This is a genomic window from Treponema zioleckii (genome assembly GCF_014737315.1).
GTDB classification, from domain to species: Bacteria; Spirochaetota; Spirochaetia; order Treponematales; family Treponemataceae; genus Treponema_D; species Treponema_D zioleckii.
This window is the reverse complement of the sequence record NZ_JPUF01000050.1, coordinates 24,288-30,666: the sequence shown is the minus strand read 5'-3', so window position 1 is coordinate 30,666 and position 6,379 is coordinate 24,288. Positions and strand designations below refer to the sequence as shown.

At 43.6% G+C, this 6,379-nt stretch carries 5 protein-coding genes; 3 read left to right on the top strand and 2 right to left on the bottom strand.

What is annotated here, in order from left to right:
- Positions 1–431: 431 nt before the first annotated feature.
- Positions 432–1,193, bottom strand: coding sequence for a VUT family protein (locus tag JI65_RS12430; protein ID WP_191017113.1), 762 nt, complete (start codon positions 1,191–1,193; stop codon positions 432–434).
- 301 nt (positions 1,194–1,494) lie between these two features.
- On the opposite strand from JI65_RS12430, the gene JI65_RS12425 reads away from it, so the two are divergent.
- Complete coding sequence (locus tag JI65_RS12425) at positions 1,495–2,235, top strand: putative ABC transporter permease (protein WP_191017111.1); 741 nt, start codon at positions 1,495–1,497, stop codon at positions 2,233–2,235.
- Complete coding sequence (locus JI65_RS12420; protein ID WP_191017109.1) at positions 2,236–3,477, top strand: M20 family metallo-hydrolase; 1,242 nt, start codon at positions 2,236–2,238, stop codon at positions 3,475–3,477. It begins immediately after the preceding gene.
- Between the two features lie 164 nt (positions 3,478–3,641).
- Here JI65_RS12420 and JI65_RS12415 read toward each other — a convergent pair whose 3' ends face one another.
- Positions 3,642–4,709, bottom strand: a complete 1,068-nt coding sequence (locus JI65_RS12415) for an MraY family glycosyltransferase (protein WP_191017107.1) — start codon at positions 4,707–4,709, stop codon at positions 3,642–3,644.
- Positions 4,710–5,434: 725 nt separating this feature from the next.
- Here JI65_RS12415 and JI65_RS12410 point away from each other — a divergent pair.
- On the top strand, positions 5,435–6,277 hold the full coding sequence (locus tag JI65_RS12410; protein ID WP_191017104.1) for an FRG domain-containing protein: 843 nt from the start codon (positions 5,435–5,437) through the stop codon (positions 6,275–6,277).
- The last annotated feature ends 102 nt before the right edge of the window (positions 6,278–6,379 follow it).

The following is a 6,379-nucleotide window of genomic DNA, read 5'->3' as shown; positions in this document are numbered from 1 at the left end:
ATTTTTCTGGCACAGATAAACAGTGATAAGACACCGATGAAAAAATCTGTGTCCCATCTGTGCTAATCTGTGTGTATGAAGGTGGTTTCGACTCCGCTCAACCACCGTAAGTTTGCTTGCCCCACTAAAGTTGCGAGCGTAGCGTGAGCAACAAAACTGCACCCGCGAAACGCGGCTTTGCTTGTCGCCGCGTTTCGTGAGTAACTGCAAGTGTTTCCACCAAAGCGCGAGTTTTTCGCTGGAAAAACTTGCGGGAAACGCACGAGTTCGCTTGCAATCGCAAAGTGGATTTTTAGCGTTTCCGTTAATTTTCTGACGCAGATGAACGTGGTACGCGCAGCTGGAACGCAGATATATTCTAAGTTCTGTGACCAATCTGCGCCTATCTGTGTTTATCTGCGTTAGAAATCTGAAAACTGATTTTTATCGGCTTAAACGGCTTCTGATTCCCTTATTTTATCGAGATACTGCTCGCCAACGCCGTCTTTTTCCCAGCTGCGAACGACTTTGTAGCCAACGCCTGAGAAAAGGACTTCGCCCAAAAGTTCGCTTACAGCCCCGATTGCGGAACAAACCAAAACCTGAGTCCAGGTCCAACCAAAGAAGATTTTTGAAACAACCGTTGCGAAAATAAGATTGTCAACGAACTGCCCAATCATTGTTGAAGCAAATGAACGAATCGCAAAAGAAACGAAGTTGTTTTTCTTCAGTCTGTTTCCGATTGCGGAATTCAAGAGTGCGTTCACGATGGCAGAGGTGATGAATGCAAGCCCTGAGCCAAGAACAACGTACCAGGCCCCGCCGAAAGTGTTGTTCAGAGCCGTGTTTACTTCAAGACTCTCGTTTGTGTAATACTCACCCCACATTCCAGGTGCCTTTGAGAGCAGTGCGAAAATTCCCGAAACGGCAAGGTTTACGAGGAGTGCGCAGACTGAAACTTTGATGCTTGCTTTTGCGCCCCAGCGTTTGCAGATTACGTCCATGCAGAGAAACATAATCCAGCTGAAAACAAAGCCACAGTCAAAAGCGACGAAACTTAAATTCACAAGCTCTTTGTTTGCCATAAGATTTGCGCAAACTACAGAAAGAAAAAAGAATGCGATTGTGAGTGAAGGGATGTTTCTGAAAAGAATTTTTGTGTCGTTAATCTCGTCAGAAAGCCAGTTGAAAAGGTTTTTGTGTGCGTGAGTCATTCACGAACCTCCATAAGGATTTTGATTTTTACGCGCAGGAGTTTTTGAGGCAACATAAACTGCGCGGCTGCATTCCAAACAAGAATCATTTGCAGCGGACAATTAATCTAATACAGATTCATGTAATTTGTCTTAAAAGTATACGTTTTTGTGACATTTACCGCAAGACTGAAAAAAAATACGTCATCTTGTATCTTCTTTCTATATTATTTGCATGGCTAAAAATGTTTGCGGCACTTACTGGCGACAGTTCGTTCGAAAAAGTATATAATGAAGACATAAAAATCTTTGCGGGGAATTTATGACTTTACCACTTGTACTTGCATTTTTGTTTTTTGGCGGGAGCCTTATCGGCTGGAGCCTCGAATTAATCTGGCGGAGATTCTTTTCGGGCAATAATCCTGAGCGAAAGTGGATAAATCCTGGATTTTTGGTCGGGCCGTATTTGCCTCTGTACGGGTTCAGTCTTTGCGTGCTCTGCATGATGAGTTTTATCGACGTGAGTTTTATAGAAAATCCAGTCCTTCAAAAAAGCATTCTTTTTGTTATCATGGCGCTGGTCATTACGTTAATTGAATACATTGCGGGGCTTATTTTTATTCACGGAATGAAGATAAAACTTTGGGACTATTCGTCTTGCTGGGGAAATATTCAGGGAATCATTTGCCCGATGTATAGCTTTTTCTGGTGGATTTTGAGCGGGCTTTACTACTTTTTGATTCATCCCCACATTCTGGATTCTCTTTATTGGCTTGCCGAGCATCTTTCTTTCTCGTTTTTCATCGGATTTTTTTACGGCGTTTTTGCAATTGACTTGTGCTATTCGCTTAAAATCCTTGCGAAAATCCGCGTGTTCGCAAAAGAAAAAGATGTTATCGTTCGGATTGAAGTGTTCAAGGAATCTATCCGCAAGAAAAATGCAGAGCTTAAGGAAAAACGGCATTTTGTTCTTGCGTTCAAGTCCGAGCAGATTTCGTTCATCGAGCAGCTGAGAATGCATCTTGAAAAACTTAAAAATGAAAATAAAAATCAGGAGATATAAATGACAGATTTTGAAAAATTAAAGGCGACGATTAACGCCGACGAAAAAAAAATGATTGAGCTTGAAACTTTGCTCACTTCCATTCCGGCAATGGCACCGGAAAGCGGTGGGGAAGGGGAACTCAAAAAATGTGAGGCTCTCAAAAAATATTTGATTGACTCTGGATTTGCCGAAAACGCAATCGAACGTTTTGACGCTAAGGACGAGCGCGTTCCGAGCGGAATTCGCCCGAACATGATTCTTACGATTCCTGGAAAAAGTGATGATTTTTCGATTTGGGTAATGGCTCACATGGATGTGGTTCCGCCGGGAGACCTTAAAATGTGGAACAGCGACCCGTGGAAAGTTGTTTACGACGAAAAAAACGGAAAACTCATCGGTCGCGGTGTTGAGGACAATCAGCAGGGGCTTGTGAGCGGGGTTTTTGCAGCCCTCGCGTTCATTAAAAACGGAATCGTGCCTGAGCACACGGTAAAGCTTCTCTTTATGGCTGACGAGGAATTCGGGTCGGCTTACGGAATCAAATTTCTTTTGCGGGAGCACAAGGAACTTTTTAAAAAGGAAGATTTGATTCTGATTCCAGACGGCGGTGACTCAAAAGGTGAGACAATCGAAATTGCGGAAAAAAATATTCTTTGGCTGAAAATCCACACAATTGGAAAGCAGAGCCACGGTTCAATGCCAGACCAGGGACGGAACGCTCATCTTGCATCTTGCGATTTGGCTTTGCGCCTGAACGATTTGGAGAATTTCTTTGGTGACCGGGACGAAATGTTCTCGCCTGCATGGTCAACGTTCCAGCCGACAAAAAAAGAGTCGAACGTGGAAACGATAAACATTATTCCTGGCGACGATATTTTTTACATGGACTGCCGAATCCTTCCAAAATACACGCTCGCTGAAGTTCGAAAGGAAGTTGAAAAACGTGTGAGCGAGGTTGAGCAGAAATATGACGTGAAGATTGAAGTGAGCGAGCCTCAGGCTGCGGAGTCTCCTGCAACTCCTGCGGACGCTCCTGTTGTGACTCGGCTTGCCTCGGCAATAAAAGAGGCTCACGGTCGCACGGCAAGAACTATCGGAATCGGCGGAGGCACTGTCGGCGCGGAGCTTCGTTGCCTCGGATTCAACGCGGCTATTTGGAGCACTTTGGACGAAGTTTGTCACCAGCCGAACGAATATTGCTACGTAAAGAATATCATTGCGGATGCAGAAACGCTTGCTGCGCTCTTTTTGCAGAAATAATTGCAAATAGGTTAAATGTCGATTTTATAAGTCAGTGTAAAAAAAATGCGGTGGTTTCGACTACGCTCAACCACCGCATTTTTTATTAGGTCTTGAAACTCGACAGTGAAGATTCTGTCATTTACATACTTGAAACATCTGTCATTGCCGGAGTTTTTGAAAATCTATCGAATCTTAAAGATAACGCCCACGATTGCAACTGTTACAAGAATCTGCAAAATCAGGAACTTTACGAGAACCTGAGTCGGCGACCAGCCGTGGTTTTTTCGCATGTGGTCGTGCAACGGGAAGCGGATGTTCGAAAGAATTGAAATGTGGAAGAATCGCTTCAGGAAGACTTTTAAAAGTCCCATTCCGCCGTTTATAAAAATTACTGTTGAAGTGGCAAAAATCATGAACGGGTTTCGGGTAATCAGGACGCACACGCCAATGTAGAATCCCAGCGCTCGGCTTCCGGCATCTCCCATAAGAACGTGGCTTGGGTACGCGTTGTGCCACAGGTAGCCCATAAGAACGCCTGCGAGCGCGAATGTCATTACCGCCCATGCGGCTCCGTCTTCAATGTTCGGAACAAGAAGATATGCTGCAATGTCTTTGTGACCAAGGATAAAATAGAATACAATTCCCAAAGTAATCAGTGCGACAAGAACCAAAGTTGAACTGAGGCCGTCAACGCCGTCGGTGCAGTTCGTCGTGTTTACTGATGCCCAAAGAAGGACTACCGCAATCGTAACAAAAAGCCATGGTGCGACGGCGACTTTTTTTGTAAAGAACGGAAACCAAAAGTAGATTTTTCCGTCGTCAATGTTCATAAGATAAATTGCGATAAGAACGGCTGCGGCAATACTTATAAAAAGGTCTAAAAGTGCCTTTCGATATTCGCCCCAGCTGTTTATGCTGTGGTCGTCAAGGTAGCCCGTGAGCATCATTATCCATGTAAGGACGAGCACAGAACATTTTACCCAGTCGATAGGTACGAAAATCAAACTGATTACGACGAAAGCCGAAACCCAAACCACTCCAGAGCCGGTCGGTTTGCCTTTTGCCGCCTCTGCATTCACCGTGAATTCGCGGCCGCGGTCATGCGGCAAATGGTCATAAAACAACGGCAACGTGTAACGAACGAATAAAAATCCAAAATAAAGAGCGAGTACGATGAGTACCGCATAAGACTGCAACAATCGTGCAGGTCCAAAATATTGGGTCAAAAGCCCACCAAGATAGTAAAGCATAACATTACGATTATAATGCGATTCAGGGAAACGCTACAAGTTTATTTTTCGGATTATAAGTTCACTTTAGCGTTTCCTACGAGTTTTCTGGCGAAAACTCGCGTGCTGATGGAGGGACTTGCAGTGGTTCACAAAACGCGGCGGCAAGGAGAGCCGCGTTTTGTGAAGGCACTTTGTTGCTCGCGCGTGGCTCGCAACTTGGGAGGGGGCGAGTCAACTTTAGCGTTTATGGAAACGCTAAAAGCTCACTTTGAGAATATAAGTTCACTTTAGCGTTTCCCGCGAGTTTTCGGAAACACTAAAAATCTACTTTGAGAATATAAATTCACTCGTGTGTTTCCCAAAACTCGCGTGCTGGTGGAGGGACTTGCAGTGGCTTCAACCTCGCCACGACAAGCACGGCGCCGAGGTTGAGAGGCACTTTGTTGCTCGCGCGTGGCTCGCAACTTTGAGGGGGCGAGTCAACTTGCACATTCGCGCACCACCTCGCATATTTGGCTTTGAGTTACACTAGGCAGTTTACGAACGTATTCGGTGGACGGCTGGTTGTGGCTTCGACTACGCTTTGCTGCCCAAACACGGAACCGCCAAGACCCCGCCGCCGCAAGGCGGCTCAATTATCTATAGATAATTGAGTTTGACAAAACTCAATTTCGCAAAACATCGCTACGCTCGTTTTGCGAAATTGATATATGGATCTTAGAGTTTTATGGGGGAGGATTTTTATGAGTGAAAAGTCTGGTGTTACAAAACTATTTGAGGTGAACAATATTACAGAATATATGAGAATTGTTCAAAATCTTTACGATGGTATCTTTGCTTTTAATAATCCGCCGAGTAAAAAACACTTGTTTTTTCGAGGTCATAGATGCACGGACTGGAAGTTGCTGCCAAGTGTTTTTCGAAATGCCAAATTAAATGAACACGATATTATTCTTGATACAAAACAGTTCTCTCAGCGATTAAATCTAAACTACAATTTTGAATTTGAATTGCCTAATGCATTGATTGATATACAACACAACGAATTACCAACTCGGTTGCTAGATTGGTCGGTTGAGCCTCTAAAAGCCTTATATTTTTGTGTTGAATCTGAGTGCGATGAAGATGAAGATGGTCATGTTTGGATTTTCAACCCATGGAAATATAATTCCAAAGTAATAGATTATAAAATCCCTCGAGTTCATGATGCTGCGATTCTTGCGCGGGCTTTGCTTGGTTATGGTTGGAAATGTTGTGAGATTCAAGAATTTTTGGAAAAGGCTTTTCCAAAAATCACTGTTGAAAATGCTATGAGCAATTTTGATGAGCCTGTTGCATTTGTGGGGGCATTTTCTGTCAAGCGGAAAATTGCGCAAAGCGGTTGTTTTTTAATATATGGTGAAGATTCTATCCCATTTGAAAATAATCAGAAAGCAACAGATTGCCTTGCTTATATTACTGTGAAAAATAAACGTCTTATTCGAGAACAACTAAATCGACTGTTCATAAATTCTTTTTCTGTATATCCAGATTATGTAGGTGCAAAAACTCAATTTGAAAGATACGGCAGTTTCTTCAACTGTTAATAAGGATATCTAAAAAACTCGCAGAGCCACTTTTTCGAGGTGTTCGCGAGTTTTACAGTTTACAGTATCAGCACAGTGCACCGTCATCGGTTTGCGACACTT

Bases quoted from the DNA above. Each gene is read 5' to 3' on its own strand.
- JI65_RS12430 (WP_191017113.1), bottom strand. From the start codon at position 1,193: ATGACTCACGCACACAAAAACCTTTTCAACTGGCTTTCTGACGAGATT.
- JI65_RS12425 (WP_191017111.1), top strand. From the start codon at position 1,495: ATGACTTTACCACTTGTACTTGCATTTTTGTTTTTTGGCGGGAGCCTT.
- JI65_RS12420 (WP_191017109.1), top strand. From the start codon at position 2,236: ATGACAGATTTTGAAAAATTAAAGGCGACGATTAACGCCGACGAAAAA.
- JI65_RS12415 (WP_191017107.1), bottom strand. From the start codon at position 4,709: ATGCTTTACTATCTTGGTGGGCTTTTGACCCAATATTTTGGACCTGCA.
- JI65_RS12410 (WP_191017104.1), top strand. From the start codon at position 5,435: ATGAGTGAAAAGTCTGGTGTTACAAAACTATTTGAGGTGAACAATATT.